This window comes from Lentzea sp. NPDC003310, from assembly GCF_040610935.1.
Classification (GTDB): Bacteria; Actinomycetota; Actinomycetes; order Mycobacteriales; family Pseudonocardiaceae; genus Lentzea.
Map to the genome: position 1 here is coordinate 51,847 of NZ_JBEXNC010000002.1, position 26,284 is coordinate 78,130.

Below are 26,284 nucleotides of genomic sequence, written 5' to 3' on the forward strand. Positions count from 1 at the left end.
CTTGACCTGCGTTCGGGTCACTCTCGAGGCGTTCCTGTGGACCGCTAGGTGAGCGGGCGTTAACATGGCCTTGTTAACGCCCGCTAACCTGAGGTCTGGGGAGCATGGACGCACCTGTCCTGCGCAGCGCAGCCGAGCCGTCGGACCGCTACGCCAAGGAGCACACCGCGCTCGTCGACGAGCTGCGGAGCAAGCTGGCCGCCGCCGCGCTGGGCGGACCCGAGAAGGCCCGTCAGCGCCACGTCGACCGCGGCAAGCTGCTGCCGCGCGAGCGCGTCGACACGCTGGTCGACCCCGGTTCGCCGTTCCTCGAGCTGTCGCCGTTGGCCGCCAACGGCATGTACGGCGACGAGGCGCCCGCCGCGGGCATCATCACGGGTGTCGGGCGCGTGTCCGGCCGGGAGTGCGTGATCGTCGCGAACGACGCCACGGTCAAGGGCGGCACCTACTACCCGATCACGGTCAAGAAGCACCTGCGCGCGCAGGAAGTGGCGCTGCAGAACAACCTCCCGTGCGTCTACCTGGTCGACTCCGGCGGCGCGTTCCTGCCGAGGCAGGACGACGTGTTCCCCGACCGCGAGCACTTCGGCCGGATCTTCTACAACCAGGCCACGATGTCCGCCCGCGGCATCCCGCAGATCGCGGCCGTGCTCGGCTCGTGCACCGCCGGTGGCGCGTACGTGCCGGCGATGAGCGACGAGGCGATCATCGTGCGGAACCAGGGCACGATCTTCCTCGGCGGCCCGCCACTGGTGAAGGCCGCGACCGGCGAGGTCGTGTCGGCTGAAGACCTCGGCGGTGGCGACCTGCACTCGCGCACGTCCGGCGTCACCGACCACCTGGCGGAGAACGACGCGCACGCGCTCAGGATGGTGCGCTCGATCATCTCGACTCTCGGCCCGCGCGCCCAACGCCCCTGGGACGTCACGAAGTCCGAGCCGCCCGCGGTCACCGACGACCTCTACGGCGTCGTGCCCACGGACTCCCGGACGCCCTACGACGTGCGCGAGGTGATCGCGCGGATCGTCGACGGCTCGAAGTTCCAGGAGTTCAAGAAGGAGTACGGGCAGACGCTCGTCACCGGTTTCGCGCGCATCCACGGCCACCCGGTCGGCATCGTCGCGAACAACGGCATCCTGTTCGGCGAGTCGGCGGTGAAGGGCGCGCACTTCATCCAGCTGTGCGACAAGCGGTCCATCCCGCTGGTCTTCCTGCAGAACATCACCGGGTTCATGGTCGGCCGCGAGTACGAGGCGGGCGGCATCGCCAAGCACGGCGCCAAGATGGTGACGGCGGTGGCGTGTGCGCGCGTCCCGAAGTTCACCGTGATCATCGGCGGCTCGTTCGGCGCCGGCAACTACTCGATGTGCGGCCGGGCGTACTCGCCGCGGTTCCTCTGGATGTGGCCCAACGCCCGCATCTCCGTGATGGGCGGCGAGCAGGCGGCGTCCGTGCTCGCGACCGTGCGGCGCGACCAGCTCGGCGACGAGTGGTCCACAGAGGACGAAGAGGCGTTCAAGGCGCCGATCCGCCAGCAGTACGAGGACCAGGGCAACCCGTACTACTCGACCGCGCGGCTCTGGGACGACGGTGTGATCGACCCGCGCGACACGCGCACGGTGCTCGGCCTCGCGTTGTCCAGCGCGGCCAACGCCCCCATCGACGATGTTTCCTACGGCGTCTTCCGGATGTGATCATGTTCGACAGCGTTCTGGTGGCGAACCGCGGGGAGATCGCGGTCAGGGTGATCCGCGCGCTGCGGTCGCTCGGGATCCGTTCCGTCGCCGTGTACTCCGACGCGGACGCCGAGGCGTTGCACGTCAAGCTCGCCGACGAGGCCGTGCGGATCGGACCCGCCGCGGCCCGCGAGAGCTACCTGTCCATCGAGAAGATCGTCGCGGCCGCCGTGTCCACGGGCGCGCAGGCGATCCACCCCGGCTACGGCTTCCTCGCCGAGAACACGGCGTTCGCCGCGGCCTGCGACGAGGCCGGGATCGTGTTCGTCGGGCCGCCCGCGTCGGCGATTGACGCGATGGGCGACAAGATCCGCGCGAAGCTGACGGTGTCGGCGGCGGGCGTGCCCGTGGTGCCGGGCCGCACCCGCTCGGGCATGTCCGACGACGAGATCGTCGAAGCGGCCCTGGAGATCGGTTTTCCCGTGCTGCTCAAGCCTTCCGCAGGCGGTGGCGGCAAGGGCATGCGGCTGGTGCACGAGGAATCGGCGCTGCGCGAGGCCATCGAGTCGGCACGGCGGGAAGCTCGCGGGTCGTTCGGTGACGACACGCTGCTGATCGAGCGGTTCATCACGAACCCGCGCCACATCGAGATCCAGGTCCTCGGCGACCGCCACGGGAACGTGATCCACCTCGGTGAGCGCGAGTGCAGCCTCCAGCGCCGCCACCAGAAGATCATCGAGGAAGCGCCGTCGCCGTTCCTCACGCCGGAAGTGCGCGAGGCCATGGGTTCCGCCGCCGTCGACGCCGCGAAGTCCGTCGGCTACGTCGGCGCGGGCACCGTCGAGTTCATCGTGGACGGTGCCTCGGGCGACTACTTCTTCATGGAGATGAACACCCGGCTGCAGGTCGAGCACCCGGTGACCGAGATGGTCACGGGCGTCGACCTGGTCGAGTGGCAGCTCCGCGTGGCGTCCGGCGAACCGCTCGACCTCGACGTTGAGCTGACGGGGCACTCGGTCGAGGCACGCGTCTACGCCGAGGACCCGGCGCGCGGCTTCCTGCCGACCGGCGGCCGCGTGCTCGCGCTGAGCGAACCGGCCGACGTCCGCGTGGACTCCGGTCTGTACGAGGGACTCGTCGTCGGCTCGGACTACGACCCGATGCTCGCCAAGGTGATCGCGCACGGCCGCACTCGCGAAGAGGCGCTGCGCAAGCTCGACCACGCGCTCGGCAAGATGGTGCTGCTCGGCGTCACGACGAACATCCCGTTCCTGAGGGCGCTCCTGCGCGATCCCGACGTGCGCGCGGGCGCCCTGGACACCGGTCTCGTCGAACGGAAGCTGGACGCGCTGACGTCCGCCGAGGTCCCCGACGAGGTGTACGTGGCGGCCGGCCTGGAGCGCTCGCTGCAGCCGCACGGCGACGACCCGTGGGACCAGCCGGGCGGCTGGCGCGTCGGCGAGCACGCCTGGACGACGTGGCGGATCAACGACGTCGACGTGCGCGTGCGCGGCGAGGAAGTCGTCGTGGGCGCTGGAGAACCGGTTCGTGCCCGTGCACGTCGGGAAGGCGCCGACCTGCTCGTCGGCTCGCGCCGCTATGCGATGGCCCGCGACGGTGACGTCCTGTGGCTGGGCCACGACGGCGCCTCCTGGGCGTTGGTCGAGGCGGAGTTCCTGGTGGGCGCGGCCGGCGGTGCCGCGGCTTCCGGTGGCCCGGTGAAGTCGCCGATGCCCGGCACCGTGCTCGTCGTGCGGGCGCAGCAGGGCGAGGAAGTGACCGCCGGTCAAGCGTTGTTCGTGGTCGAGGCCATGAAGATGGAGCACACCGTGACCGCACCGGTCGACGGCGTGCTCGCCGAAGTGAACGTGCAAGCAGGCCAGCAGGTCGCACTCGACCAGGTACTGGCCCTCGTCGTCTCTCACGAGGAGTGACCGCAATGTTGGACTTCAGGCTCCCGAGCGAGTACGAGGACCTGCGCAAGACCGTCGAGGAGTTCGCGCGCGACGAGGTCGCCCCGGTCATCGGCGACTTCTACGAGCGCTGCGAGTTCCCGTACGAGATCGTCGCGAAGATGGGGCAGATGGGCCTGCTCGGCCTGCCGTTCCCCGAGGAGCACGGCGGCATGGGCGGCGACTACTTCGCCCTGTGCGTCACGCTGGAGGAGCTCGCGCGCGTCGACTCGTCCGTCGCGATCACGGTCGAGGCCGCGACCTCCCTGGGCGCCATGCCGATCTACCGCTTCGGCACCGACGAGCAGAAGGCCGAGTGGCTGCCCTCGCTGACGTCCGGCGAGAAGCTCGGCGCGTTCGGCCTCACCGAGCCCGGCTCCGGCTCCGACGCGGGCGGCCTGACCACCACCGCGCGCCTCGACGGCGACGAGTGGGTCATCAACGGCACCAAGGCGTTCATCACCAACTCCGGCACGGACATCACCGGCCTGGTCACCGTCGCCGCCGTCACGGGCACGCTGCCCGACGGCCGCAAGGAGATCTCCTCGATCATCGTCCCGTCCGGCACCCCGGGCTTCACGGTGTCGAAGAAGTACTCCAAGGTCGGCTGGAACGCCTCCGACACCCGCGAACTGTCCTTCCAGGACTGCCGGGTGCCCGCCGCGAACCTGCTCGGCACCCGCGGCCGCGGCTTCGCCCAGTTCCTGCGCACGCTCGACGAGGGCCGCGTCGCCATCGCCGCGCTGTCCGTCGGCCTCGCCCAGGGCTGCGTGGACGAGTCGCTGCGCTACGCCCACGAGCGCGAGACGTTCGGCAACAAGATCGGGACGTACCAGGCGATCCAGTTCAAGATCGCCGAGATGGAGGCCCGCGTGCACACCGCGCGCCTCGCCTACTACGAGGCGGCGTCGAGGATGCTGCGCGGCGAGCCGTTCAAGAAGCAGGCGGCCATCGCGAAGCTCGTCTCCTCCGAAGCCGCGATGGACAACGCCCGCGACGCCACGCAGATCTTCGGCGGCTACGGCTTCATGAACGAGTACCCGGTCGGCCGGTTCTACCGCGACGCCAAGATCCTGGAGATCGGCGAGGGCACCTCCGAGGTGCAGAAGATGCTGATCGCCCGCGAGCTCGGCCTGAGCTAGACGGCGTGGCGGGTGTCCGACGCCCTGAGCTCAGGACACCCGCCTGCTCCGCCGCCGCGCCCGCTCGGGTCCTAGACCTTCGGCACGGCCCGGTCGATGATCGAGGCGAAGTCGGTCGACCTGGGGAGCGTGCCGAACGCGACTCCCCAGTCGCCGCCGAGCCGTGAGCCGAGGAACGCGTCCGCGACCGCGGGGTGCCCGTGCTTCACCAGCAGCGCGCCCTGCAGGATCAGGGCCATCTTCTCGACGACCCGGCGTGCCTGCGACTCGTCCACATCGGACAGCGCGGTGCCCAGCTCGTTCAACGCCCTGTCGACGCGCCGGTCCACCCCGCTGACGGCGGCGAGGAACTCCTGCACCGACTCGGGTTCCTTCTTCATCGCGCGCAGCACGTCGAGCGCGGCGACGTTGCCGGAGCCCTCCCAGATCGACATCAGCGGCGACTCGCGGAAGAGCCGCGGCATGCCGCTGTCCTCGATGTAGCCGTTGCCGCCCAGGCACTCCAGCGCCTCGGCCGCGTGCACCGGGCCGCGCTTGCAGACCCAGTACTTCGTGACGGCGAGCGCGAGCCGGGGGCAGTGCTGGGCGAGCCACATGGCGGTCGTGGTCGCCGCCTCCGACTCGATCGCGAGGTCCGCCAGCACGTTGCGCATGGCAGGCTGGTCGACCAGGTAGCTGCCGAACGCCTTGCGGTGCGCGGCGTGGTGCGCCGCCTGGCGCAGGCCGAGGCGCATGCCCGCCGCCGTGCCGAGGACGCAGTCGAGCCGGGTCATGTTGACCATCTCGATGATCGTCCTCACGCCGCGGCCCTCGTCGCCGACGCGGTGCGCGAACGCCTCGTCGTACTCGATCTCGGCGGAGGCGTTGGACTTGTTGCCCAGCTTGTCCTTCAGGCGCTGCAGGAAGAACCGGTTGCGCGTGCCGTCCGGGAGCACCCGCGGCACCAGGAAGCACGTGAGGCCGCCGGGGGCCTGGGCCAGGGTCAGGAAGACGTCCGACATCGGTGCCGAGGTGAACCACTTGTGCCCGGTCAGCACGTACCCGTCCGGGACGGGCCGAGCGGTGGTGGTGTTCGCGCGGACGTCCGACCCGCCCTGCTTCTCCGTCATCGACATGCCGGCGATCAGGCCCTGCTTGGTCAGCGGGGCACGCAGCCCGAAGTCGTAGTTCCGAGCGGTGAGAAGGGGTTCGTAACTATCGGCCAGTCCCGGCTCGGCGCGCAAAGCGGGCACTGCAGCGTAAGTCATCGAAATCGGACATCCGTGGCCCGCCTCGACCTGGGACCAGACGTAGAACTTGGCTGCCCGCTGCAAATGCGCACCGTCGACATAGGCGTGCAATCCGTGCGTAACGGCCACGTTCATCAGTTCGTGCCAGGCGGGGTGGAACTCGACCTCGTCGATCCGGTTCCCGACCCGGTCGTGGGTGTGCAGCACCGGCGGGTAAGCGTTTGCGAGCCTGCCGCGCTCCTGCCACTCGTGGCTGCCCGCGAGCCTGCCGAGGTCGTGCAGTTCGGCGTCGTCGACCCAGCTGAGCAGGGCGGGGTCGTCCGCGACGTCGTGACCGCTCAGCGGCGGAACCTGGTTGGTCACCTCGTGCGTTGCCATGCCCCGCACGTTACTACTCGCAAGTAACTTCGGACAGGGTGCCGCGGAAGATCGCTGGCCCATTCGGGCTTTTGGGCGCGACAACTGCGGTGACGAGGAATAACGTCGAACCCGTGAGTGACCATGGGCACAGCTCGGCCGTGGCTGCGCTGAGCGCGCAGTACGCCGCGATGCGCGAAGGTGCGCCAGTGCGGCTCGCGAAGAAGACGTCGAACCTCTTCCGGTTCCGGGCCGACCAGGCCGGCGGACTCGACGTCGGCAGGTTCGACCAGGTCCTGTCCGTGGACCCGGTCGGACGCACCGCACAGGTGCAGGGCATGACCACCTACGAGAACCTCGTCGCCGCGACACTTCCCCACGGCCTCATGCCGTTGGTGGTGCCGCAGCTCAAGACCATCACCATCGGCGGAGCGGTAGCGGGTCTGGGCATCGAGTCCACCTCCTTCCGCAACGGGCTGCCGCACGAGTCCGTGCGGGAGCTGGAGATCCTCACCGGCGACGGCGAGGTGGTCGTCGCGAAGCCGGACGACGACCTGTTCCGCGCCTTCCCCAACTCCTACGGGACGCTGGGGTACGCGCTGCGGCTGGAGATCGAGCTGGAACCGGTGCGCCAGTACGTCCGGCTGCGGCACGTGCCGTTCGGGTCGTTCGAGGAGTGCGCTGCCGTCATCGAGAAGGTCTGCGAGGACGGCTCGGCGGACTTCGTCGACGGCACCGTGTTCTCCCGCGGCGAGATGTACCTGACGCTGGGCCACTACGCGGACATCGCGCCCTACACGTCGGACTACACCGGCAACCAGATCTACTACCGGTCCATCCAGAAGCGCCGCACGGACCACCTGACGATCCACGACTACCTGTGGCGCTGGGACACCGACTGGTTCTGGTGCTCGCGGGCGTTCGGCGCGCAGAACCCGGTCGTCCGTCGCATGTGGCCGAAGCGCTACCTGCGTTCGGACGTGTACCGGAAGCTCGTCGCCAAGCACCGGCAGCTGCGGCCGCGCACGGACGTCGAGCCGGTGATCCAGGACGTCGAGATCCCGGTGGGGGGACTAGCCGACTTCCTCGACTTCTTCGACCGCGAGATCGGCATCGCGCCGGTGTGGCTGTGCCCGGTCCGCCTGCGCGACAGCACGGGCTGGCCGCTCTACCCGATGGACGCGGACACGCTGTACGTGAACGTCGGCTTCTGGTCGGAGGTCCCGGTGCGTCCGGGGGAGAAGATGGGTGACCGCAACCGGCTGATCGAGCGCGAGGTGGCGCGGCTGGGCGGCCACAAGTCGCTGTACTCGGACTCCTACTACACCGAGGACGAGTTCTGGCGGCACTACAACGGTTCGCACTACCGGTCCGTGAAGGCCCGGTACGACCAGACGAACCGCCTGCCTGATCTGTACGCCAAGTGTGTCAGGGGACGATGAATGCTGTTGGCCTCCATTTTCCAGCGCATCACGGGCGGCGACGACGTCCGCTTCCAGGCCTACGACGGCAGTACCGCCGGGCCGACGTCGGCGCCGGTGTCCATCGACATCAAATCGCCGGAAGCCCTGTCCTACCTGGCTTCCGCGCCGGGTGAGCTGGGCCTCGCCCGCGCCTACGTGACGGGCCAGCTGGAGATCCTCGGCGACGTGCACGCCGGCCTCTCCCAGCTGTCCGACTTCTCGCTGCGCGCACTGCCCGTGCTGCAACGGGTGGAGCTGCTCCGCTTCCTCGGCCGAATACGGCTCGCGCACAAGGTGACCCCGCCGCCGCAGGAGACGAGACTGCACGGCCTGCGGCACTCGAAGGCCCGCGACTCGCAGGCCATCGCCCACCACTACGACGTCTCGAACCAGTTCTACGAGTGGGTCCTCGGCCCGTCCATGGCCTACACCTGCGCGGTGTACCCGACTGTCGAGTCCACTTTGGAACAAGCCCAGTTCGAGAAGCACGACTTGGTCGCCCGCAAGCTGGGCTTGAAGCCCGGCATGAGACTGCTCGACGTCGGCTGCGGCTGGGGCGGGATGGTCATGCACGCCGCCCGCGAGTACGGCGTGCGCGCCATCGGCGTCACGTTGTCGCGCAACCAGGCCGAGTACGCGCAGAAGGCCATCGTCGAGGCGGGCCTCTCGGACCTGGCCGAGGTGCGCCACCTCGACTACCGCGACGTCCGCGAGACGGGCTTCGACGCGGTGTCGTCCATCGGCCTGACCGAGCACATCGGCAAGGCGCAGCTCCCGGCGTACTTCTCGGCGCTGTACCGCAAGCTCAAGCCGGGCGGCCGCCTGCTCAACCACTGCATCACCCGTCCGGACAACAAGCAGAAGGCGCTGTCCGGCCCGTTCATCAACCGGTACGTGTTCCCGGACGGCGAACTCGTCGGGCCGGGCCACCTCGTCTCGCAGATGCACGACGCGGGGTTCGAGGTGCGGCACGAGGAGAACATCCGCGAGCACTACGCCCTCACCCTCGCCGCCTGGGGCCGCAACCTGGAGGCGCACTGGGACGAGGCGGTGGAGGAGGTCGGGGAGGCGCGCGCTCGGGTGTGGCGGCTGTACCTGGCGGCGTCGCGGCTCGGGTTCGACCGCAACAACATCCAGCTGCACCAGATCCTCGGGGTGAGGCTGGACGGGACGACGTCGCACATGCCGTTGCGCCCGGACTGGCTGTCCTGATCTTCGGCAGATCTGCAGTCGCCGACTCGGCAGATGTGCAGTCAGAGGTTCGGCAGATGTGCAGTCGATCAGTGCGATGAGGTGGTGGCGGGAAGCTTCGGCAACGGGATGACCTGCCTGCCGATCTCCGCCCTCTGGACCACGTGACGAAGGGCCGCGGCACGGTGCCGCGGCCCTGAGTTCCGAGAGCTGTCAGCTCAACTGACCCACGATCTGCTTGGCCGTGTTGGACGGGATCGCGAACCCGATCCCCACGCTCCCGGCCTCCCCGCTGCTCGACGCCGGCGAGTAGATCGCCGAGTTGATCCCGATCAGCTCACCCGCGGCGTTCACCAGCGCGCCACCGGAGTTGCCGGGGTTGATCGAAGCGTCGGTCTGGATCGCCTGGTACGACACCGGTTGCGAGCGACGGGTCTCGCCCGGCACGGTCACCTTGCGGTCTAGAGCGGACACGATGCCGGTCGTCACGGTGCCCTGCAGCCCGGACGGCGAGCCGATGGCCATCACCGCGTCGCCGACCTTCACCGAGTCCGAGTCCGCCCACTTGATCGGGGTGAGGCCCGAGGCGCCGGACACCTGCAGCACGGCGAGGTCCGAGGTGGCGTCGGCGTTGACGACGGTGGCGGGGAGTTCGCGGCCGTCGTTGAACTTCACGGTGATCTGGCCGCCGGCCGCGGCGATGACGTGGTTGTTGGTGAGGATCTTGCCGTCGGCGGAGAGGATCACGCCGGAGCCGAGGCCGTTGCCGACGTTGACCTGCACCACCGAGGGCAGCACGTTCGACGCGACGCCGCTCCAGTCCAGTGTGGACGTGTTGGAGATCGTCTGCGCGGTGACGGAGGACGAGGCGGCGGGCGAGTCGGGCTGGGCGATCACCGCTCCGGTGACGCCGCCGAAGAGGCCCGCGACGAGTGCCGCGGCGGTGAGCATGGGGGCCGTGCGGCGCCAGAACTTCGGCGCCGGGGTAACGGCGGGCTGCGGTTCCACCAGTGACCCGCTCATGGCGGGGAAGCTCTGCTCGGTCATGACTCCACGATGGACCCCGACCTTGTGAGCAACCTGTGCCGAAACCCTCGAAAACCCTGATAAGAACTAGCTGAGAAGCAGCTGGGAGACCTCTGAGGCCGACAGCGCGTGGCCGAAGAGCGGTCCCTGCGCTCCCGTCACGCCCAGCTCGGCGAGCCGCGACGCCTCGCCCTCGGTGCGCACCCCGTCGGCGTACAGCGGCAGCCGCAGCATCGCCGCCCACCGCAGCAGGGCGACCGCGGCGGTCTCCTCCATGCGGGTCGCGTCGGTGCCGAAGGCGTGGGCGACGGCGCTGTTGAACTTCAGGCCGCTCCACGGCAGCACGCGCAGCCGGCCGACGCCGACGTTGCCGCCGCTCACCTGGTCGACCACCAGGCCGATGCCGTGTTCGGTGAGGATCGTGAGCTCCTCGAGCTGGTCGTCGTTCAGCGACGGGGGCACCTGCTCGTGCAGCTCGAAGCGCAGCAACGACGCGGGCAGCCCCGTCCGCTCCAGCACGCGGACCACCTCGGCGACGAGCTCGGGCTCCTGGCAGAGCCGCAGGGGCAGGTCGACCGTCAGCTGCGGCGTCCGGGAGCCGAGCGCCCGGTGCCACTCGCTCAGCTGCGCGCACGCCTCCTCGAACGCCCAGCGCGCGAGCCGCACGATCATGCCGTTGCCGGTGGCCTGGCCCAGGAACATCTCGGGGCACAGCACGCCCCGCGAAGGGTGGTCCCAGACGATCTTGGCTTCCAGCGCGAGCACCGAGGAGTCCGCCAGCGACCGGACCGGCACGTAGTCGATGCGGAACTGGTCCTCCTCCAGCGCGCCCGGGATCGACGCCGCGAGCGCGTACCGCTCCTTGTCGAGCTGGTCGCGTTCGCGGTCGTACAACGCCCACTGCGCCTTGCCGTCGCGCTTGGCCCACGTGACCGTCACGTCGGCCGCGCGCAGCAGGTCCGCCGCGTCACCGCCGCGGGCCGTGCGCGGGACGATGCCGACGCTGGTCGTCACGCCGACGCCGTGGCCGTCGATCCAGATCGGCTCCTCCAGCAGCGCCGTGAACTCGTCGACCAGCGCGATCACCGCGGTCGTGGTCTCCGGGTCCCTGATCAGGACGCCGAACTCGTCCTCGCCGATCCGCGCGACCCTGGCGACCTCCTCGCCGAACACCGCCCGCAGCTGCGTCGCGACGTGCATCAGCACCCGGTTGCCGGTCTGGTGCCCGAACGCGTCGTTGATGCCGCGGAACCCGTCGATGTCGACCTGCACGAGCGCGAGCGTCTCCGGCCCCTTCGACCCGACGGCGCCCTCGAGCCAGCCGAGGAACTGCGCGCGGTTCGGCAGGCCGGTCTGCACGTCGTTGAGGCTCTGGCGGACGAGCTGCGACTGCAGCGCGCGCATCTCGCTCATGTTCTCGATCATCGTGACGAGGTACGGCGGCGTGCCGTCCTGCTCGCGCACCACCGAGATCGCCATGTGCGTCTGGATCGTCTCGCCGTCGCTGCGCACCATCCGCTTCTCGACGCGGACGTTGTCGTGCTCGGACGCGATCAGCGCGACGGTGAGCTCTCGCAGCCCCGCCCGGTCGTCCGGGTGCACGAGGTCGCGGCCGCTCATCCGGCGGACGTCCTCGTGCTTGTAGTCGAGCATCGCGAGCAACGCCTCGTTGACGTCGATGATCTCGCCCTTGAGGTCGCTCACGACGATGCCGAACGCGGAGCTCTCGAAGACCGCCCGGAACTTGGCCTCGCTCGCCCGGACCGCCGCCTCGGCCCGGCGCATCGTGTTGATCGCGGCCGTGCGGGTGAGCTCCTGCTGGTCGAGCGTGCGGTCGCGCAGCCCTTCCGCGTACCCGGCGGCGAGCGCGGCCAGCTGCGCGGGCGTGGTCCTGGTGCGCTCGCTCAGGACCGTGAGGGACTGCTCCAGGGTGGCCGAGGCGATGAAGTCGCGCTCGACCATGGACCGGCCCACCTGCCGTGCCTCGTCGACGCCACCGCTGTGCAACTGCTCGACGTAGGTGACGAGCAGCTGCACGAGCTTCTCGCGCGTGTAGTGCGCGACGAGGGTGGTGGAGATCGCCGCTGCCCAGGCGGCGGCGGGCTCTCGGCTGTCGACCATGTTCATTCAGCTCGGGTGGCCAATTCGTGGGACCGGGAAGATCTGCTTCGATCGCTTGACGCGGTACCACCACCAGGAGTGGGTCCAACGGGCAAGCTTACTGATCAGTCATAACCTGTCCAACCGAACCTCGAAACCCGGTCAGGAATCGACGGATCTGCCCCTAATTCACTCGTTTGAACTAATGAATCACCTTGCTGAAGGCCAGCGGGCCAATTGTCAGGGGGTCTGTCTCAACATCGAACAACGGTGTGTAACCGGTCGCGAGGTACAACCCTTTCGCCTCGGGCTGGCGCGGCCCCGTCGTCAGGTAGATCCTGCTGTACCCAAACGTTCTGGCCTCGTTCTCGAGTTCCACGAGAACCCTTCGCGCCAATCCGCGCCGGCGGTGTCGGGAATGCGTCCAGATCCTCTTCATCTCCGCGGTTTCGTCGTCGTACCGCATGAACGCACCACCCGCGACCGCTTCGCCCGATTCGACCAGGAGCAGGAACTGTCCGTTCGGCGGTTCGAACACGTCCGCCGGTCGCCGCATCTCCTCTGCGCCCATCGGCCCGTAGCGAGTCGTGTATTCGTGGGTCAGTTCGGCGACCAACGGCGCCGCCTCCGGATCCGACTGCCGGACGCGGCGCACCTCGAGAGTTGTCATGCGGGGTTGGCCCGGTCGCGCTTGGCGACCTCTTCGCGCACGATCGGGATCACGTACCGGCCGAAGTCGATCGCGTCGTCGAGCAGGTCGTAGCCGCGCGCGGACAGGATGTCGACGCCGAGGTCGTAGTAGTCGAGCAGCGCCTGCGCGACCGTCTCCGGGGTGCCGACCAGCGCGTTGGAGTTGCCCGCGCCGCCCGTCGCCTTCGCGGTCGGCGTCCACAGTGCCCGGTCGAACCGCTCACCGCGCTCCGCGACGGCCAGGAGTCGCTGCGAGCCGGTGTTCTCCGGGTTGGTGAGGGAGTGGCGGCGGCTCAACGGCCCGTTCGCCTTGCGCGCCTCGATCCGCTCGACCGTCCGGTGGGCCTTCTCCCAGGCCAGTTCCTCGGTCGGCGCGATGATCGGCCGGAACGCGACCTGGATGCGGGGGACGTCCGTGCGCCCGGCGTCCTTCGCGGCCTGCTTCACCGACTCGATCTGCTGCGCGGTCTCGGCCAGCGGCTCGCCCCACAGGCAGAAGATGTCGGCCTCCGCGCCGCCCGCCGCGTAGGCCGCGGGGGAGGAGCCGCCGAACGACACGTTCGGGCGTGGCTGCTGCACGGGGAAGACGTCGCTCACGAAGTCCGCGAAGTGGTAGTGCTCGCCGTCGTGGTCGAACGCGGACCTGCTCGTCCACGCCTTCTTGACGATCTGGATGTACTCGCGGGTGCGGGAGTAGCGCTGGTCCTTGGTGAGGTAGTCGCCCTCGCGCTGCTGCTCGTGGTCGGTGCCGCCGGTGATGAAGTGCACGGTCAGCCGGCCGTCGCTGATCTGGTCGAGCGTCGCGAACGTCTTGGCGGCGAACGTCGGGTAGCTGACGTTCGGCCGGTGCGCCAGCAGGATCTGCAGCTTGTCGAGCTTGGTCGCGAGGTAGGCGGCCGCCGCCGACGGTTCCGGCGCGCCCGACCCGTAGGCGAACAGCACGCGGTCCCAGCCGTGCTCCTCGTGCGCCCTGGCGAGCCGGAGCGTGTAGTCCTTGTCGAACGCGCCGCTGGACGAGCGCGGCGTCGTTTCGGAGCCGTCGTTCGTGGCGGCGATCCCGAGAAACTCAACTGGCATGACCGATTCCCCAGAACTGGTAGTGGGAGTGAGGTGTGCGTTGAGGGAGACGCCCTTCGAGTGCACACCTCGGGATGGCCGGGTGCAACGACGTCCACAGTGCGGGATTTGCTTGCACACGCGGGGTACCGTGGTGGTGTTCGCGTTGAGGGGCGCGGCTCGTTTCTCGTTGCCCTCCAACGGAAAGACGCGCATGCGCTCACTCGTCGTGATCGGTGGCGGACCCCGTGCCGCCGGCCTGCTCGAACGCATCGCCGCCCAGTCGCCGACGGTGCCGCTGGCCGTGCACGTCGTCGACCCGTTCCCGCCGGGCGCGGGACGGGTGTGGCGGCACGCCCAGTCCCCCTTGCTGCGCATGAACTCCATGGCCGAGGACGTGACGGTCTTCACCGACTCGTCGTTCGACGGCCTCGGTCCGGTCCGCCCCGGCCCGTCGCTGGCGGAGTGGACCGACGTCGACCCGACGTCGTTCCCGTCCCGGCAGGTGCAGAGCGGGTACCTGGAGTGGTTCTTCGACCACGTGCGGAAATCTCTGCCTCCGAGCATCTCTGTCACCGTGCATCAGGCGAAGGCGCTGAAGGTCGTCGGCACGTGGGTCTGGCTCGACAACGGGGAGTCCCTGAACGCCGACGTGCTCGTGCTGGCGCTCGGCCACCTCGACGCGGAACCCGAGCCCGAGCACCGCAAGCTCGCCGAGCACGCGGCGGAGCACGGCCTCGTCTACGTGCCACCGCTGTACTCCGCGGACGCGGACCTGTCGGCCGTGCGCGGAGACGTCGTGCTGCGCGGGTTCGGACTCGCGTTCATCGATCTCATGGTGCTGCTGACCGAGGGACGCGGCGGTCGGTACGTCCGCGGCCCGGAAGGCCTCTCCTACGTGCCTTCGGGCTCGGAACCGACGCTGTACGTGGGGTCGCGGCGCGGGGTGCCGTACCACTCGAAGACCGGCTACCGGTTGCAGGGAACGCGGCCCGCGCTGCCGCGGTTCTTCGTCGCGGACGAGCTGAAGGGGCGAGAGCTGGACTTCCGCGCCGACGTGTGGCCGTTGATGGCCAAGGAGATCGCCTGGGGCCACTACCACGAGCTCTTCACCGGCCACCCCTCACTGGTGCGCATGCCGTTCGTCGAGTTCGCGGCGTCGTTCACCGTGCTTCCCTGGTACAGCGCCGAGATGCGCGAGCTGGAGGAGCTCGCCGTGCCCGACCCGGCCGACCGCATCGACTTCGAACGGCTCGACCGGCCGTTGACGGGCACCACCTTCGCGGCCGCCGAGGAGTTCCAGGAGCACCTGCGCGCCTACGTCGAGGCGGACGTCGCCCGGCGTTCGGATCCTCGGTACAGCGCCGATCTGGGCGCGTTCCTCGCCCTGCTGTCGGTCTACGGCCAGCTGGCGGGCCTGATGCCGTTCGACGGCTGGTGGCACGGCTACTTCAGCTACCTCGCGTCCGGCCCGCCGCCGGACCGGCTGGAGGAGCTGCTCGCGTTGTCCCGCGCGGGCATCGTGCGGTTCCTCGGCGCGGACATGTGGGTCGAGGCGGAGGACGACGCGTTCGTGGCCGGCAGCGCGACCACGCCGGACGTGGTGCGCGCCAACGGGTTGATCGAGGCCCGGCTGCCGACGCACGCGCTGTCGCGCACGGCCGACCCGGTGCTGCGGTCGTTGCGCGCGGTCGGGGACGTGTCGGAGGACGAGGCCGGGCTCGTGCGGGTGTCGCCGGTGGGGCGTCTGGTCAACGAGGCCGGCGAGGAGGACCCCGTGCGGTTCGCCGTGGGGCCGTACACGACGGGGAAGGCGTTCGCGGCGTTCGCGCGGCCGAACACGAACGCCCCGGCGTTCCGGCAGAACGACGTGATCGCCAGGGCGTTGCTGGACCAGCTAGGCGACTGAGGTGTAGCGCCCCTGGTGCCGCACCAGGGGCGCGGCGATGTCCGCGTGCGTGATGTCGAGCGGCTCACCGACGAGCGCGATGTGGTCGCCGACGGCGATCCGGCGCGCGGTGCGGCAGCGCAGCCGCACGGGTGCGTCCAGCAGAACGGGCACGCCGTCGTCGTCGTGCTGCCACCGCGTTCCCGGCCCGAACCGGTCGACGCCCTTGGTGGCGAACAGGTCCGCGAGCCCGGTCTGCTCGGCGTGCAGCAGGTGCACGGCGAACAGCGGCGCGGTCCGCAGCACCGGCCACACCGACGCGCCCTCGCCGATCCACACGACGACCAGCGGCGGCTCGAACGAGACGGACGTGAACGACGACACCGTCGTGCCCACCGGACCGTCGGACCCGGTGGCCGTGACGATCGTGACGGCCTGGGCGTGGTGCTTCAACGCGTTGCGCAGCTGTTCCTTCACCGCAGCACCTTCAGGGCGTCGAGGTCGAAGTCCGCGGCGTCGGCCGGCAGCGCGGCCTCGTTGAGGAAGACGGCCTGGGGCACCACGGCGCCGAGCTCGGCGAGCACCGGCCGCAGGTGCACCTCGACGGCGAGCGCGTGCTTGTCGGCGGCCGCGATCTGCAGCGGCACCACCAACTTGCCGCGCAGCCACCCCGGTGGCGCCTGGTCCAGCACCGCCTTCAGCAGACCGGTATACGCGGCCTTGTACGTCGGCGTCGCGACCACCAGGACGTCGGCCTGGCCGAGCGCCTGCAGCGCGGCCTTGATCGTGTCCGGCTCGGTGAAGACGGCGGGGGCGAGCTCCGCCGCCTCGATGACAGGCCCGTCGACGGGCACGCCCAGGGTCGAGGCGACGGCCTCGCGCAGGGCCAGGGCCGCCTGCAACGTGCGCGAGGCGGGCCGCGGGTTGCCGACCAGAACACCGATCTGCGTCATGCCTCCCAGCACAGCCGCAAGCCGGGGGACCGTCAACCCGCGTCCACCACGCGGGAGCTACTTGACCGCGTCCGCCGCCGACCGCCCGGCGACGCGGCCGGAGAACAGGCAGCCGCCGAGGAACGTGCCCTCGAGCGCCCGGTAGCCGTGCACGCCCCCGCCGCCGAACCCGGCGGCCTCACCGGCGGCGTACAGGCCGGGCAGCACCGCGCCCGACGTGTCGAGCACGCGCGACGACAGGTCGGTGTGCAGGCCGCCCAACGTCTTGCGGGTGAGCACCGAGAGCCGCACGGCGATCAGCGGACCCGCCTTCGGGTCGAGCAGCCGGTGCGGCTCGACGACGCGGATCAGCTTGTCCGTCAGGAAGTTCCGGGTCTGGCGGATCGCGTTCACCTGCGCGTCCTTGCTCAGCCCCGCGGTGACCTGGCGGTCACGTTCGACGATCGTCTTCTCCAGCGCGGCCGCGTCGATGCGCGAGTCGCCGGTGAGCGCGTTCATGCCGCGGGCGAGGTCCGCGACCGTGCCCGCCTGGATGAACTCCTTGGACTTCTGCGCGAACGCCTCCACGGGCGCCACCGCTCCCGGCAGCGCGCGCTTCAGCACCGCGCGCGTGTCCTTGCCGGTCAGGTCCGGGTTCTGCTCGGAGCCCGACAGCGCGAACTCCTTGCCGATGATCCGCTTGTTCAGCACGAACCACGAGTGCTCGTGGCCGTGCGAGGTGATGTGCTGCAACGCTCCCAGCGCGTCGAAGCCGGGGAACAGCGGGATCGGCAGGCGCCTGCCGTCCGCGTCGAGCCACAGCGGCGACGGGCCGGGCAGGATGCGGATGCCGTGGCGCGACCACACGGGCGCGTAGTTCGCGATGCCCTCGGGGTAGTGCCACATGCGGTCGGCGTTGATGATCGCGCCGCCGGCCTTCTGCGTGATCTCGAGCATCGAGCCGTCCACGAAGTCCGGCACGCCCGCGAGCATGAACTTCGGTGGCGTGCCCATGCGCTCCGGCCAGTTCCGGCGCACCAGCTCGTGGTTGCCGCCGATGCCGCCGGACGTGACGATCACGGCCTGCGCCCTGAACGCGAAGTCGCCGACGACCGTCCGCGAGCTCGGTTCGGCGCGCTGCACCGAGGACGGCTCCAGCACGTCGCCGGACACGCCGTCGCACACGCCGTCGGTGATGCTGATGGCCGTGACCTTGTGGCGGAACCGCAGCGTCACGAGCCCTTTCGCGACGCCCTCGCGCACGCGCCGTTCGAACGGCTCGACGACGCCCGGCCCGGTGCCCCAGGTGACGTGGAAGCGCGGCACCGAGTTGCCGTGCCCGTCCGCGAGGTAGCCGCCGCGCTCCGCCCACTGCACGAACGGGAACCAGCGGACGCCCATGTTGTGCAGCCACGAGCGCTTCTCGCCGGCGGCGAAGTCCACGTAGGCCTGCGCCCACAGCCGGGGCCAGTGGTCCTCGTCGCGGTCGAACGCCGCCGAGCCCATCCAGTCCTGCAGCGCCAGGTCGTGCGAGTCCTTGACCCGCAACCGGCGCTGCTCGGGGGTGTCGACCAGGAACAACCCGCCGAACGACCACCACGCCTGGCCGCCGAGCGACGCTTCCGGCTCCTGATCGAGGAGGATGACCTTGCGGCCCGCGTCCGCGAGCTCTGCGGTCGCGACGAGACCTGCGAGGCCCGCGCCGACGACGATGACATCCGCGTCATGTGCCATCGGCCGAGTTTAGGACGGGTCCTGGCCGCGCACGAGATCTGAGCAAACTTCACTTCTTTGGGGGACGGGAATGACTTTCCGGCCGGTTTCCGAGGTGGGTTTCACCACCAAGACCGCTCGTTTCGTGGCACCGGGATCGGTGACGAACGGCGAGTTCGGCCTGTTCGAGTGGCGGATGGAGGCCCGGCAGCCGGGCGCCCGCCCGCACTTCCACAAGACGTTCTCCGAGTCGTTCTACGTCCTCGAGGGCGAGATCACGCTGCTCGACGGCGAGGAGTGGATCAAGGGCGGCGAGGGCGACTTCCTGTACGTGCCGCCGGACCGCCCGCACGCGTTCCGCAACGACAGCGACGCGCCCGTCCGGATGCTGATCCTCTTCTCGCCGGGGATCGCCCGCGAGAACTTCTTCCTGGAGGTCGGCGCCGCGAAGGGGCTCTCACCGGAGGAACTGGTCGCGTTCTACGAGCGCCACGACCAGTACAACCTGTAGAGGGCGCCGCCGACCGCCACTACCGGTGAGGGGGGTTTACCGGAGTGCCGGTCGACGGCTGGGTCGACCGCACGGCGCGAGCACGCAACGCCTGCGGAAGGGCTTCTCCGACCTGGGGGTGTCGGATCGCCCCGGCCTGCAGCTCGAGCGCCGGCGGCCAACCACTTTGTTGAACGTACAACCGGACCTCTGTGTTCCGGTCGGCTTTCACTGTGACCAGGCTCAATTCCTTCAGGTTTCCTTCAGGTTCGGCAGGGTACGTCACTTCACGTGCCCGACCGGCTGCCCACGATCACCACCCTCGCCGAGCTCGTCCGGCTCGTCGCGGACGACGTCTACGTGCGTTGGTCGAGGGGCCCGGAGGCGGACGCCGTGTCGCGGTCGCGCGACTCGTTGACCGGCGTGGAACTGCCGGGCCTCTCCGCGTCGCCGCTGCGCGTCGAGCCGTGGTGGGACGACCGCTCGCGCGAGCTGTGGGTGGCCCGCCGACTGTTCGACTACCGGCACCTGCGCGAGCTGCGGGGCTCGGACGTCCGCGCCTGGGTGCTGCGCGGCGAGGAGGTGGGCCGGGGCCCGGACAACGAGCCGCTGGTCCGCTGCGCGGAACCGCTGGCGTGGGTGGCCGACAGCGCGCTGCGCGAGTGCATCGCGCTGGTGGACGCCCAGCACTCCACCGAGTGGGGACCGCTCGACCGCTCTAGTTCAGGTCGCTGAGTTTCCGCTCAGCGGCCTTGCGGGCCTTCTCCGCCGCCGACGTCACCCGTTTGGCATCCTCCAGCCGCTCCGCAGCACGATCGAACGCCCGTTGCGCGGCCAGCTGGTCGGCCTGCGCCTCGCCGAGGGCCTGCTCGGCCTCGTCCAGCGCCTGCTGCGCCTCGGCCCGCTTGCGCTCCTGCCGTTCCCGCCGCTTGCGGGCGAGCGCGTCCTCCCCGTCCGGCACCGGTTCGGGCGCGGGCAGCGCGAACCCGAACCCCGAGTACTCGAGGCCCTTGGTGAGGTGCCCGGCGCGCACCTGCTCGGCGGACTCCGGGTCGGCCATCGCGGCCGTCAACGTGTTGCGGACCTGCGTGACGGCGTCGTCCGCGAGCGGCCCGGTCAGCTCCAGCGTGCGGTAGACCAGCGCCTCCATCAGCTCCTTGCGCTTGCGGCCGAGCTCGCGCATGGTCAGCTCCGCCGTGGAGAGGCCCAGCGCCTCCTCCAGGCCCTCCGGGGCGTCCCGGACGAGCTTGTTGACCGCCCAGGCCCCCACGGTGGGCTTGCGGAGCTCCTGGATGGCCCTGGCGAGGTCCTTGTCGCCGGCCTGCTTGGCGGCGGCGTTGCGGGCCGCGGTGAAGTCCTTCGGAGGCAGGCCGTAGAGCTCGTCGGCGACCGGCTTCAGGTCCATGGGCGCAAGGTAGCGCCTGATCGGGTGTCAGGCGTCCCGAATGATCTGGAGCGCCCCTCGCGCGGTGGTGACGATCAGGTGATCGGGTCCGAACAGCTCGGTCGCGATGGCGCACACGACCAGGAGCAGGCTGCGCGCCAGTTCGGGCTCGCCGGCCATGAAGAGGGCCGTGCCGAGCTTGCCGCCGGCGAACAGGGTCAGGGGGTGGTCGGGACCTTCGGTGCGCCGGTACCCGTCCCACACCTCCTCGCACACCCTGCGCTGGTCCTCGAAGCGGTTGAGCATTCCGTACGCCACGCCGAGCACCGAGAGCGTGTAGAGCACCCCGGGTCTCGCGGCGAGGGACTGCTCCAGCACGGTCACCGCGTCCTCGGCGCGACCCGCGAGCGAGTAGGCGTGCGCGAGGTCGTCCAACGCGCCGAAGTGCACGTCGTCGTCGAGCGGCCGGTCCCGCCACGGTTCGAGTGCGGACTCGAGCACGGCGACGGCTTCCGGGGCCTGGCCGGTCCTCAGGCAGTACTGGCCGAGGACCCTCGCGGAGCCGAGTGCGGCAGGGTGGTCCGCGCCGTACTCCACCCGGCTGTCGGCGAGGTCGCCGCGCAACCGGTCCAGCAGGTCCTCGGAGCCGGTCATCGCGGCGACCTGGCGTGCGGCGAGGAGGAAGTCCACGTCGTCGCCGAGCCGGGCGAGACCCACCGCGTACACCTCCTCCGCGATCGCGCAGGCCTGGGTGGAACGGGCGGTGCTGCCGAGGAAACCCGCCTCCCACATCCGCAGGAGCAGCACCGGCTTGGTCACCTGGCGCTCGTCGGTGTTGGCCCACAACGCCTCGATCTGCCGGACGAGCTCATCGCCGGAGTGCCGCCGCGGCCAGAGGTCGCCGAACTCGCAGTGGTCGAGGAGCAGCTTCGCGCCGAGCGCCACCCAGTCGCCCTGGTCGCGGATCACACGCTGCACCAAGCGGTGCATCCGCACCGCCGAGCCGCCGGCGAACTCCACGAGCGACGCCTCGTGCAGGTCCACCAGCGCACCGTCGTCGCCGAGCAGCCGTCGCGGCACGCCGTCCGGGGACAGCACCGACAGCACGTGGACGAGTTCGCTGTCCCGGAACGGTTCCAGCGCGAGCCGAATCGCGGTGGCGGCACTGAGCGGGTGCCGGTCCCCGTTGTGGCGCACGAGGTTCTCCACCGCCGGGAAGGTCCGGAACTCCTCCAGGTACCGCGCGAAACTCCACGACGACCGCCGGATGCGCGACGCGGCCTGGGCCAGTGCCAGCGGCAGGTGTCCGAGTTCGGCGGCGAGCTCGGACGCGTCGGCGTCGATCCCGGTGGCCTCGCGCAAGAAGCGGGACGACGCCTCTGGGGAGAAGAGCTCCACCGGGACGTCGACCCCGAGCTCCGAACCGCGCACGGTGCTGGTGACCACCACCTGGCAGGTGCCGCCGGTCGGCAGGTGCGGCCGGATTTCGTCCAGCGACTCGGCGTTGTCGAACACCAGCAGTGCCGGCCCGGTCCGGGCTCGCAGGTGGTTGCGCACCCGTGCGACGACCAGGCCGGTCGGGTCCTCGGGCCGGTACAGGCCCAGCGCGTCGGCCAGTTCGACCATCCCCGCCTCGATCAGCGCGGGGGTCTCCGCGGCGATCCACGCGACCAGCCAGCCGTCCCGCTCCCGTCGCTTGGCGTAGGCCGCGGCCACCTGGGTCTTGCCCACCCCGCGCGGCCCCGTGACGACGCACACGCGCTCGTTCAACAGATCGAGCGCCGCAGGCGTTTGGAAGTGGAGGGACGGTTCCGGGATCGCCCCGGTGACCACCTGGTCCACCGGGTCGGCCGGAACGGCGGGCAGCTCGCGGTGTTCCGCGCGCACCGGCATCCGGCCGTCCTCGTTGGGCACCGAACAATGCTAGACCCCGAATTCGGGTAAACAGGAGGGAGACATGCACACCAGGTGGAGATGGGTCCTGTTCGGCCTCGGCATCGCCGTGGCCGCCATCGGTCCGCTCGCGGCCAAGGAAGGCCCTTGGTACGCGTACGTGTTCGGCGGTCTGTGGTTCCTCATGGGCGCGACCGTCGCCTGGCAGACCGTGCACCTCGGCGTGAAGCTGACCGACGAGGGCATCACGTCCCACGGGATCGACCGGCAGCAGACGATCGAGTGGTGCGACGTCGAGGCGGTCGAGCCGCAGCGGCGCCGGAACCTGGTCTTCTTCCACACCATCGCGCCGACGCTCCGGCTCCACCGGGGCAGGCACGTGCTCACCGAGCTCAGCCTGTGGTCGGTCAAGAAGGACTCCGTGCCCGAACGGACCGCGAAGCACGTGACGGAACTCCAGCGGGCGCTCGCCGGGCACCGCAAAACCTGTCACAAGTGCGGAGCGCAGCCCAAAGCTCTCGCCGCGCCGCAGGGGATCGTCGGTCGCCTGCGGTCGAGATTGCGCGAGCTAATGGGCGGGAATAGCGATCAATCCATCGTCCGGTGACGGGAAGCTGTTACACGGCAAGGTCGTTCACCGTTGACGGAGCCCTTGACATTCCCCTCCATCAGCTCTTGACTGGAGGGCGGTTGCTCGTTCTAAAGCCAATGGGAAACGCGCAGCACTAAAAGCGCGCCAAAACAAGCCGCTGAACAGTCCAATGTGGAAACAACAATTGGGCTGTTCCGACGATTGCCCCTCGCGAGGCGAAGAGATGTGCTTCGGAGCACTCTTTACCCCACGAAGGGCACATGCGCCGTGAAGAACTGGAGACGCCGCACCGGCACGGTCTTGCTGACCGCGGTGCTGGGCACTACCGGGTTCGGCTTCGCCGCCACCCCTGCCATCGCGCAGAACGCACCGCAGCAGCAGCCGGCCGCTGACAAGCAGCTGGACAAGCAGGACCGCGCACTCGTCGAACAGGCCGCCCAGGAGGGCAAGCCGACCGTCGACCTGCTGGTCGCCGCCGAGGACGGCAAGACCGACGCCGCGGTCAACGACCTCAAGGCGCTCGGCGCCACGGTCCAGAAGACCGAGAAGGACGTCGACTACGTCAAGGTGACCATCCCGCGCGAGAACGCGGAGAAGGCCGCCAAGCTCAAGTCGGTCAGCACCGTGGACGTCGACGGACTGGTCGCGCTCGACGACCCGCGTCCGCAGGGCATGGAGCAGCCGGCCCCGCAGAAGGCGCCGGACGCGAAGACCTCGCGCACCAACCCGTACATGCCGACGCAGGACACGCAGGCGGCGCAGTTCGCCACCGCGCACCCGAAGTGGGACGGCCGCGGCACCACGATCGCCGTGATCGACTCCGGCATCGACCTGGACACCCCGGCCCTGCAGACGACCAGCACCGGTGAGCGCAAGATCATCGACTGGTACAACGCGAACGCCACGAACTCCGGCGACGGCACTTGGGTCACCATGACCAAGACCGGCAAGGTCGGCAAGTTCACCGACAGCGGCCGCGAGTGGACCGCCCCGGCGACCGGTGGCCCCTACTCGTTCGGTCTCTTCCGCGAGACCGCGGGCGACCTGAACCTGTCCAACAGCGAGACCGGCGGCGACATCAACCGCGACGGCGACCGCACGGACGCCTTCGGTGTCATCCAGGACATCACGACGAAGGAAGTCTTCGTCGACGTCGACGGTGACGGCGACTTCACCAACAACAAGCGCATGATCGACTACAAGGTCAAGCAGGACGTCGGCTACTTCGGTGTCGACAACCCCGCGACCCCGGTCATCGACCGCATCGCGTTCGTCGTGCAGACCGACCGCTCGATCTACGACAACGCGGGCACCCCGTACGTCAACCTCGGCATCTCGGGCGCCGCGCACGGCACGCACGTCGCCGGCATCACCGCCGCCCACAAGATGTTCGACGGCAAGATGGCAGGTGCGGCCCCCGGCGCGAAGCTGATCGCCATCAAGGCCTGCCTCTCCACGCCGTCCTGCACCAGCTCCGGCCTCATCGACGGTGTCCTCTACGCCGCGCGCAACGGCGCCGACGTCGTGAACATCTCCATCGGTGGCCTCCCGGCCCTCAACGACGGCAACAACGCCCGTGCGGAGCTCTACAACCGCACGATCAACGAGTACAACGTCCAGCTGTTCATCTCGGCGGGCAACTCGGGCGCGGGCGCCAACACCGTCGGTGACCCGTCGGTCGCCACGGACGCGGTGAGCGTCGGTTCCTACATCACCAAGGAGACCTGGCTCTCCAACTACGGCTCGAAGACCGCGCAGAAGCAGAACCTGCACGGCTTCTCGTCGCGCGGCCCGCGTGAGGACGGCGGCTTCAAGCCGAACATCGTCGCGCCCGGTTCGGCGATCTCCACCACGCCGCGCTGGCAGCCCGGTGGCCCCGTGGCGGGCACCTACGCCCTCCCCGCCGGCTACTCGCAGTTCAACGGCACGTCGATGGCCGCCCCGCAGGCGACCGGTGCCGCCGCGCTCCTCGTGAGCGCCTTCAAGGCCACGCACAACGGCCAGCGGCCGACCAGCGCCGAGCTGCGCTACGCGATCCAGCGCAGCGCCTCCTACGTGAGCACCCTCGGTGCCTACGAGCAGGGCGCGGGTCTGTTCAACACCAACGCGGCGTGGAACCTGCTGGACAAGCACTCCACCCCGGACCAGGTCACCACGTCCGTGCCGGTCAACACCGTCCTCAGTGGACTGCTGGCCACCCCGAACGTCGGTGTCGGCATCCACGACCGCGAAGGCGTGACCGCGGGCCAGGAGTACACCCGCACCTACACGCTGACCCGCACCACGGGCCACGACGACGAGACCTACAACGTGTCCTGGAAGGGCAACGACGGCACGTTCACGGCGGCGAAGAAGGTCCGCCTGCCGCTGAACACGCCGGTGCTGTTCCCGGTCAAGGTCAAGGCGAAGACCGCGGGCGTGCACAGCGCCGTGCTGCAGCTCGACAACCCGGAGACCCCCGGCGTCGACCAGCAGACCCTGAACACCGTGTTCGCGGCGGAGAACTTCAACGCCGCCAACAAGTTCTCGGTCACCAAGTCGGGCACGATCGCGCGCAACCAGTCGACCAGCCTCTTCGTGAACGTGCCCAAGGGCACGAGCGCGCTGAAGGTCGACATGGCCGCCGGTGGCGCCGAGGCGGGCAAGGGCCAGGTGCGCTTCCTGCGCTACACCCCGCAGGGCGTCGGCTTCGACGTCAACTCGTCCACCAACTGCTACAACCCGGACGCGGGCGCCGGCTGTGCCGGTGGCACCCCCACCAGCCGCACGGTCGCGAACCCGATGGCCGGTGTGTGGGAGATCGTGATCGAGGCGCGCCGCACCTCCGACGCCGACGTGGCGCCGTACTCGGTGACCGCGTCCGTGCTCGGCACGTCGGTCAGCCCGAACCCGGACGTCATCGCGTCCGCGGCCCTGGGTGCGCCGGTCGAGCGCAACTACACCGTCACGAACACGCAGGCCGTCTTCAACGGCCGGCTCGCGGCGGGCCCGGTCGGCAGTGCCAAGACGGACCGCCCGACGATCGCGAACCTCGCGTCCCAGCAGTACCCGATCGCCGTCCAGGCCGGCTCGTCGCGGCTCACCGTCACCATCGGCAACACCGCCGACCAGGGCGCTGACCTCGACCTGTCCGTCTACAACTGCACGTCGGGCAGCTGCGTCCTCGCCGGACAGGCGGCGGACGCCGACTCCGAGGAGTCGGTGACCATCACCAACCCCGCCGCCGGCAACTGGCTCGCGGTGGTCGACGGTTACGCGGTGCCCGCGGGCACCACGGCCTACGACTACTTCGACGTCTACACCGCCGCCGGTCTCGGCACGCTGACCGTCGCGGACAGCAACGCCGACCGCGCCGCCGGTGCGTCGTGGAACACCACGGGCGTCATCACGCCGCTGGGCCAGCCCGGTGCCGGCCGCGTGCTGCGCGGTGAGCTCGAGGTGCGCACGTCGGACAACACCCTCGTGGGTGGCGGCGCCGTGATCATCCAGGCAGTCAGCTAGTCAGTCGGT

General features: G+C 69.9%; 20 protein-coding genes. 10 read left to right on the forward strand and 10 right to left on the reverse strand.

Annotated features, from left to right (window positions below):
• Window positions 1-104: 104 nt before the first annotated feature.
• Genes ABZX02_RS02890 through ABZX02_RS02900 form a run of 3 tightly spaced genes read left to right on the forward strand, consistent with a single transcriptional unit; the run spans window position 105 to window position 4,770 of the window.
• The gene (locus ABZX02_RS02890; protein WP_355294405.1) at window positions 105-1,694 is read left to right on the forward strand and encodes a carboxyl transferase domain-containing protein; all 1,590 of its coding nucleotides are present in this window, start codon (window positions 105-107) and stop codon (window positions 1,692-1,694) included.
• 2 nt (window positions 1,695-1,696) lie between these two features.
• On the forward strand, window positions 1,697-3,610 hold the full coding sequence (locus tag ABZX02_RS02895; protein ID WP_355294406.1) for an acetyl/propionyl/methylcrotonyl-CoA carboxylase subunit alpha: 1,914 nt from the start codon (window positions 1,697-1,699) through the stop codon (window positions 3,608-3,610).
• A gap of 5 nt (window positions 3,611-3,615) precedes the next feature.
• On the forward strand, window positions 3,616-4,770 hold the full coding sequence (locus ABZX02_RS02900; protein WP_355294407.1) for an acyl-CoA dehydrogenase family protein: 1,155 nt from the start codon (window positions 3,616-3,618) through the stop codon (window positions 4,768-4,770).
• Window positions 4,771-4,841: 71 nt separating this feature from the next.
• On the opposite strand, the gene ABZX02_RS02905 is transcribed toward ABZX02_RS02900, so the two are convergent.
• A complete protein-coding gene (locus ABZX02_RS02905) occupies window positions 4,842-6,377 on the reverse strand; it encodes an acyl-CoA dehydrogenase family protein (RefSeq protein ID WP_355294408.1) in 1,536 nt (511 codons plus the stop codon).
• A gap of 170 nt (window positions 6,378-6,547) precedes the next feature.
• On the opposite strand from ABZX02_RS02905, the gene ABZX02_RS02910 reads away from it, so the two are divergent.
• Together ABZX02_RS02910 and ABZX02_RS02915 are read left to right on the forward strand one after the other, a co-directional pair.
• Window positions 6,548-7,798 (forward strand): FAD-binding oxidoreductase, encoded by a 1,251-nt coding sequence (locus ABZX02_RS02910; protein WP_355294990.1) that lies wholly within the window; start codon window positions 6,548-6,550, stop codon window positions 7,796-7,798.
• Entirely contained in the window at window positions 7,799-9,031 is a 1,233-nt protein-coding gene (locus ABZX02_RS02915) for a cyclopropane-fatty-acyl-phospholipid synthase family protein (RefSeq protein WP_355294409.1), read from the forward strand.
• A gap of 192 nt (window positions 9,032-9,223) precedes the next feature.
• Here ABZX02_RS02915 and ABZX02_RS02920 read toward each other — a convergent pair whose 3' ends face one another.
• The 4 genes from ABZX02_RS02920 to ABZX02_RS02935 form a co-directional block, all read right to left on the reverse strand.
• Window positions 9,224-10,057: a trypsin-like peptidase domain-containing protein gene (locus ABZX02_RS02920; protein WP_355294410.1), complete on the reverse strand. Its 834-nt coding sequence runs from the start codon at window positions 10,055-10,057 to the stop codon at window positions 9,224-9,226.
• A 66-nt stretch (window positions 10,058-10,123) separates the two neighbouring features.
• Window positions 10,124-12,157, reverse strand: coding sequence for an EAL domain-containing protein (locus ABZX02_RS02925; protein ID WP_355294411.1), 2,034 nt, complete (start codon window positions 12,155-12,157; stop codon window positions 10,124-10,126).
• A gap of 181 nt (window positions 12,158-12,338) precedes the next feature.
• Window positions 12,339-12,806, reverse strand: coding sequence for a GNAT family N-acetyltransferase (locus tag ABZX02_RS02930; RefSeq protein ID WP_355294412.1), 468 nt, complete (start codon window positions 12,804-12,806; stop codon window positions 12,339-12,341).
• Window positions 12,803-13,903: an LLM class flavin-dependent oxidoreductase gene (locus ABZX02_RS02935; protein WP_355294413.1), complete on the reverse strand. Its 1,101-nt coding sequence runs from the start codon at window positions 13,901-13,903 to the stop codon at window positions 12,803-12,805. Before ABZX02_RS02935 ends, ABZX02_RS02930 begins: the two co-directional genes overlap by 4 nt.
• Window positions 13,904-14,096: 193 nt before the next feature.
• Between ABZX02_RS02935 and ABZX02_RS02940 the strand changes: the two genes are divergently transcribed.
• Entirely contained in the window at window positions 14,097-15,791 is a 1,695-nt protein-coding gene (locus ABZX02_RS02940) for an FAD/NAD(P)-binding protein (protein ID WP_355294414.1), read from the forward strand.
• On the opposite strand, the gene ABZX02_RS02945 is transcribed toward ABZX02_RS02940, so the two are convergent.
• From ABZX02_RS02945 to ABZX02_RS02955, 3 genes are read right to left on the reverse strand one after another with little or no spacing between them, the layout of a single operon-like run.
• Window positions 15,780-16,247: a flavin reductase family protein gene (locus ABZX02_RS02945; protein WP_355294415.1), complete on the reverse strand. Its 468-nt coding sequence runs from the start codon at window positions 16,245-16,247 to the stop codon at window positions 15,780-15,782. The genes ABZX02_RS02940 and ABZX02_RS02945 overlap by 12 nt on opposite strands.
• The gene (locus ABZX02_RS02950) at window positions 16,244-16,723 is read right to left on the reverse strand and encodes an NAD(P)H-dependent oxidoreductase (protein ID WP_355294416.1); all 480 of its coding nucleotides are present in this window, start codon (window positions 16,721-16,723) and stop codon (window positions 16,244-16,246) included. Before ABZX02_RS02950 ends, ABZX02_RS02945 begins: the two co-directional genes overlap by 4 nt.
• 57 nt (window positions 16,724-16,780) lie before the next feature.
• Complete coding sequence (locus tag ABZX02_RS02955) at window positions 16,781-18,436, reverse strand: FAD-binding dehydrogenase (protein ID WP_355294417.1); 1,656 nt, start codon at window positions 18,434-18,436, stop codon at window positions 16,781-16,783.
• A gap of 94 nt (window positions 18,437-18,530) precedes the next feature.
• Between ABZX02_RS02955 and ABZX02_RS02960 the strand changes: the two genes are divergently transcribed.
• Both ABZX02_RS02960 and ABZX02_RS02965 read left to right on the forward strand, forming a co-directional pair.
• Window positions 18,531-18,926: a cupin domain-containing protein gene (locus tag ABZX02_RS02960; RefSeq protein WP_355294418.1), complete on the forward strand. Its 396-nt coding sequence runs from the start codon at window positions 18,531-18,533 to the stop codon at window positions 18,924-18,926.
• A gap of 270 nt (window positions 18,927-19,196) precedes the next feature.
• Entirely contained in the window at window positions 19,197-19,640 is a 444-nt protein-coding gene (locus ABZX02_RS02965) for a DUF6098 family protein (protein WP_355294419.1), read from the forward strand.
• Here ABZX02_RS02965 and ABZX02_RS02970 read toward each other — a convergent pair.
• Both ABZX02_RS02970 and ABZX02_RS02975 read right to left on the reverse strand, forming a co-directional pair.
• Window positions 19,624-20,310 (reverse strand): hypothetical protein, encoded by a 687-nt coding sequence (locus ABZX02_RS02970; RefSeq protein ID WP_355294420.1) that lies wholly within the window; start codon window positions 20,308-20,310, stop codon window positions 19,624-19,626. The two genes, ABZX02_RS02965 and ABZX02_RS02970, sit on opposite strands and share 17 nt — an antisense overlap.
• Window positions 20,311-20,337: 27 nt before the next feature.
• Window positions 20,338-22,203 (reverse strand): tetratricopeptide repeat protein, encoded by a 1,866-nt coding sequence (locus ABZX02_RS02975; protein ID WP_355294421.1) that lies wholly within the window; start codon window positions 22,201-22,203, stop codon window positions 20,338-20,340.
• A 43-nt stretch (window positions 22,204-22,246) separates the two neighbouring features.
• Here ABZX02_RS02975 and ABZX02_RS02980 point away from each other — a divergent pair, with 43 nt between their 5' ends.
• Window positions 22,247-22,789 carry a hypothetical protein gene (locus tag ABZX02_RS02980; RefSeq protein WP_355294422.1) on the forward strand — a complete coding sequence of 181 codons (543 nt, stop codon included), beginning with the start codon at window positions 22,247-22,249 and terminating at the stop codon, window positions 22,787-22,789.
• A 252-nt stretch (window positions 22,790-23,041) separates the two neighbouring features.
• A complete protein-coding gene (locus ABZX02_RS02985; protein ID WP_355294423.1) occupies window positions 23,042-26,275 on the forward strand; it encodes a S8 family serine peptidase in 3,234 nt (1,077 codons plus the stop codon).
• Window positions 26,276-26,284 lie beyond the last annotated feature (9 nt).

What these genes read in the sequence shown, in the direction of transcription:
- ABZX02_RS02890 (WP_355294405.1), top strand. Translation starts at nt 105, where the DNA reads ATGGACGCACCTGTCCTGCGCAGCGCAGCCGAGCCGTCGGACCGCTAC.
- ABZX02_RS02895 (WP_355294406.1), top strand. Translation starts at nt 1,697, where the DNA reads ATGTTCGACAGCGTTCTGGTGGCGAACCGCGGGGAGATCGCGGTCAGG.
- ABZX02_RS02900 (WP_355294407.1), top strand. Translation starts at nt 3,616, where the DNA reads ATGTTGGACTTCAGGCTCCCGAGCGAGTACGAGGACCTGCGCAAGACC.
- ABZX02_RS02905 (WP_355294408.1), bottom strand. Translation starts at nt 6,377, where the DNA reads ATGGCAACGCACGAGGTGACCAACCAGGTTCCGCCGCTGAGCGGTCAC.
- ABZX02_RS02910 (WP_355294990.1), top strand. Translation starts at nt 6,548, where the DNA reads ATGCGCGAAGGTGCGCCAGTGCGGCTCGCGAAGAAGACGTCGAACCTC.
- ABZX02_RS02915 (WP_355294409.1), top strand. Translation starts at nt 7,799, where the DNA reads ATGCTGTTGGCCTCCATTTTCCAGCGCATCACGGGCGGCGACGACGTC.
- ABZX02_RS02920 (WP_355294410.1), bottom strand. Translation starts at nt 10,057, where the DNA reads ATGACCGAGCAGAGCTTCCCCGCCATGAGCGGGTCACTGGTGGAACCG.
- ABZX02_RS02925 (WP_355294411.1), bottom strand. Translation starts at nt 12,157, where the DNA reads ATGGTCGACAGCCGAGAGCCCGCCGCCGCCTGGGCAGCGGCGATCTCC.
- ABZX02_RS02930 (WP_355294412.1), bottom strand. Translation starts at nt 12,806, where the DNA reads ATGACAACTCTCGAGGTGCGCCGCGTCCGGCAGTCGGATCCGGAGGCG.
- ABZX02_RS02935 (WP_355294413.1), bottom strand. Translation starts at nt 13,903, where the DNA reads ATGCCAGTTGAGTTTCTCGGGATCGCCGCCACGAACGACGGCTCCGAA.
- ABZX02_RS02940 (WP_355294414.1), top strand. Translation starts at nt 14,097, where the DNA reads ATGCGCTCACTCGTCGTGATCGGTGGCGGACCCCGTGCCGCCGGCCTG.
- ABZX02_RS02950 (WP_355294416.1), bottom strand. Translation starts at nt 16,723, where the DNA reads ATGACGCAGATCGGTGTTCTGGTCGGCAACCCGCGGCCCGCCTCGCGC.
- ABZX02_RS02955 (WP_355294417.1), bottom strand. Translation starts at nt 18,436, where the DNA reads ATGGCACATGACGCGGATGTCATCGTCGTCGGCGCGGGCCTCGCAGGT.
- ABZX02_RS02970 (WP_355294420.1), bottom strand. Translation starts at nt 20,310, where the DNA reads ATGGACCTGAAGCCGGTCGCCGACGAGCTCTACGGCCTGCCTCCGAAG.
- ABZX02_RS02980 (WP_355294422.1), top strand. Translation starts at nt 22,247, where the DNA reads ATGCACACCAGGTGGAGATGGGTCCTGTTCGGCCTCGGCATCGCCGTG.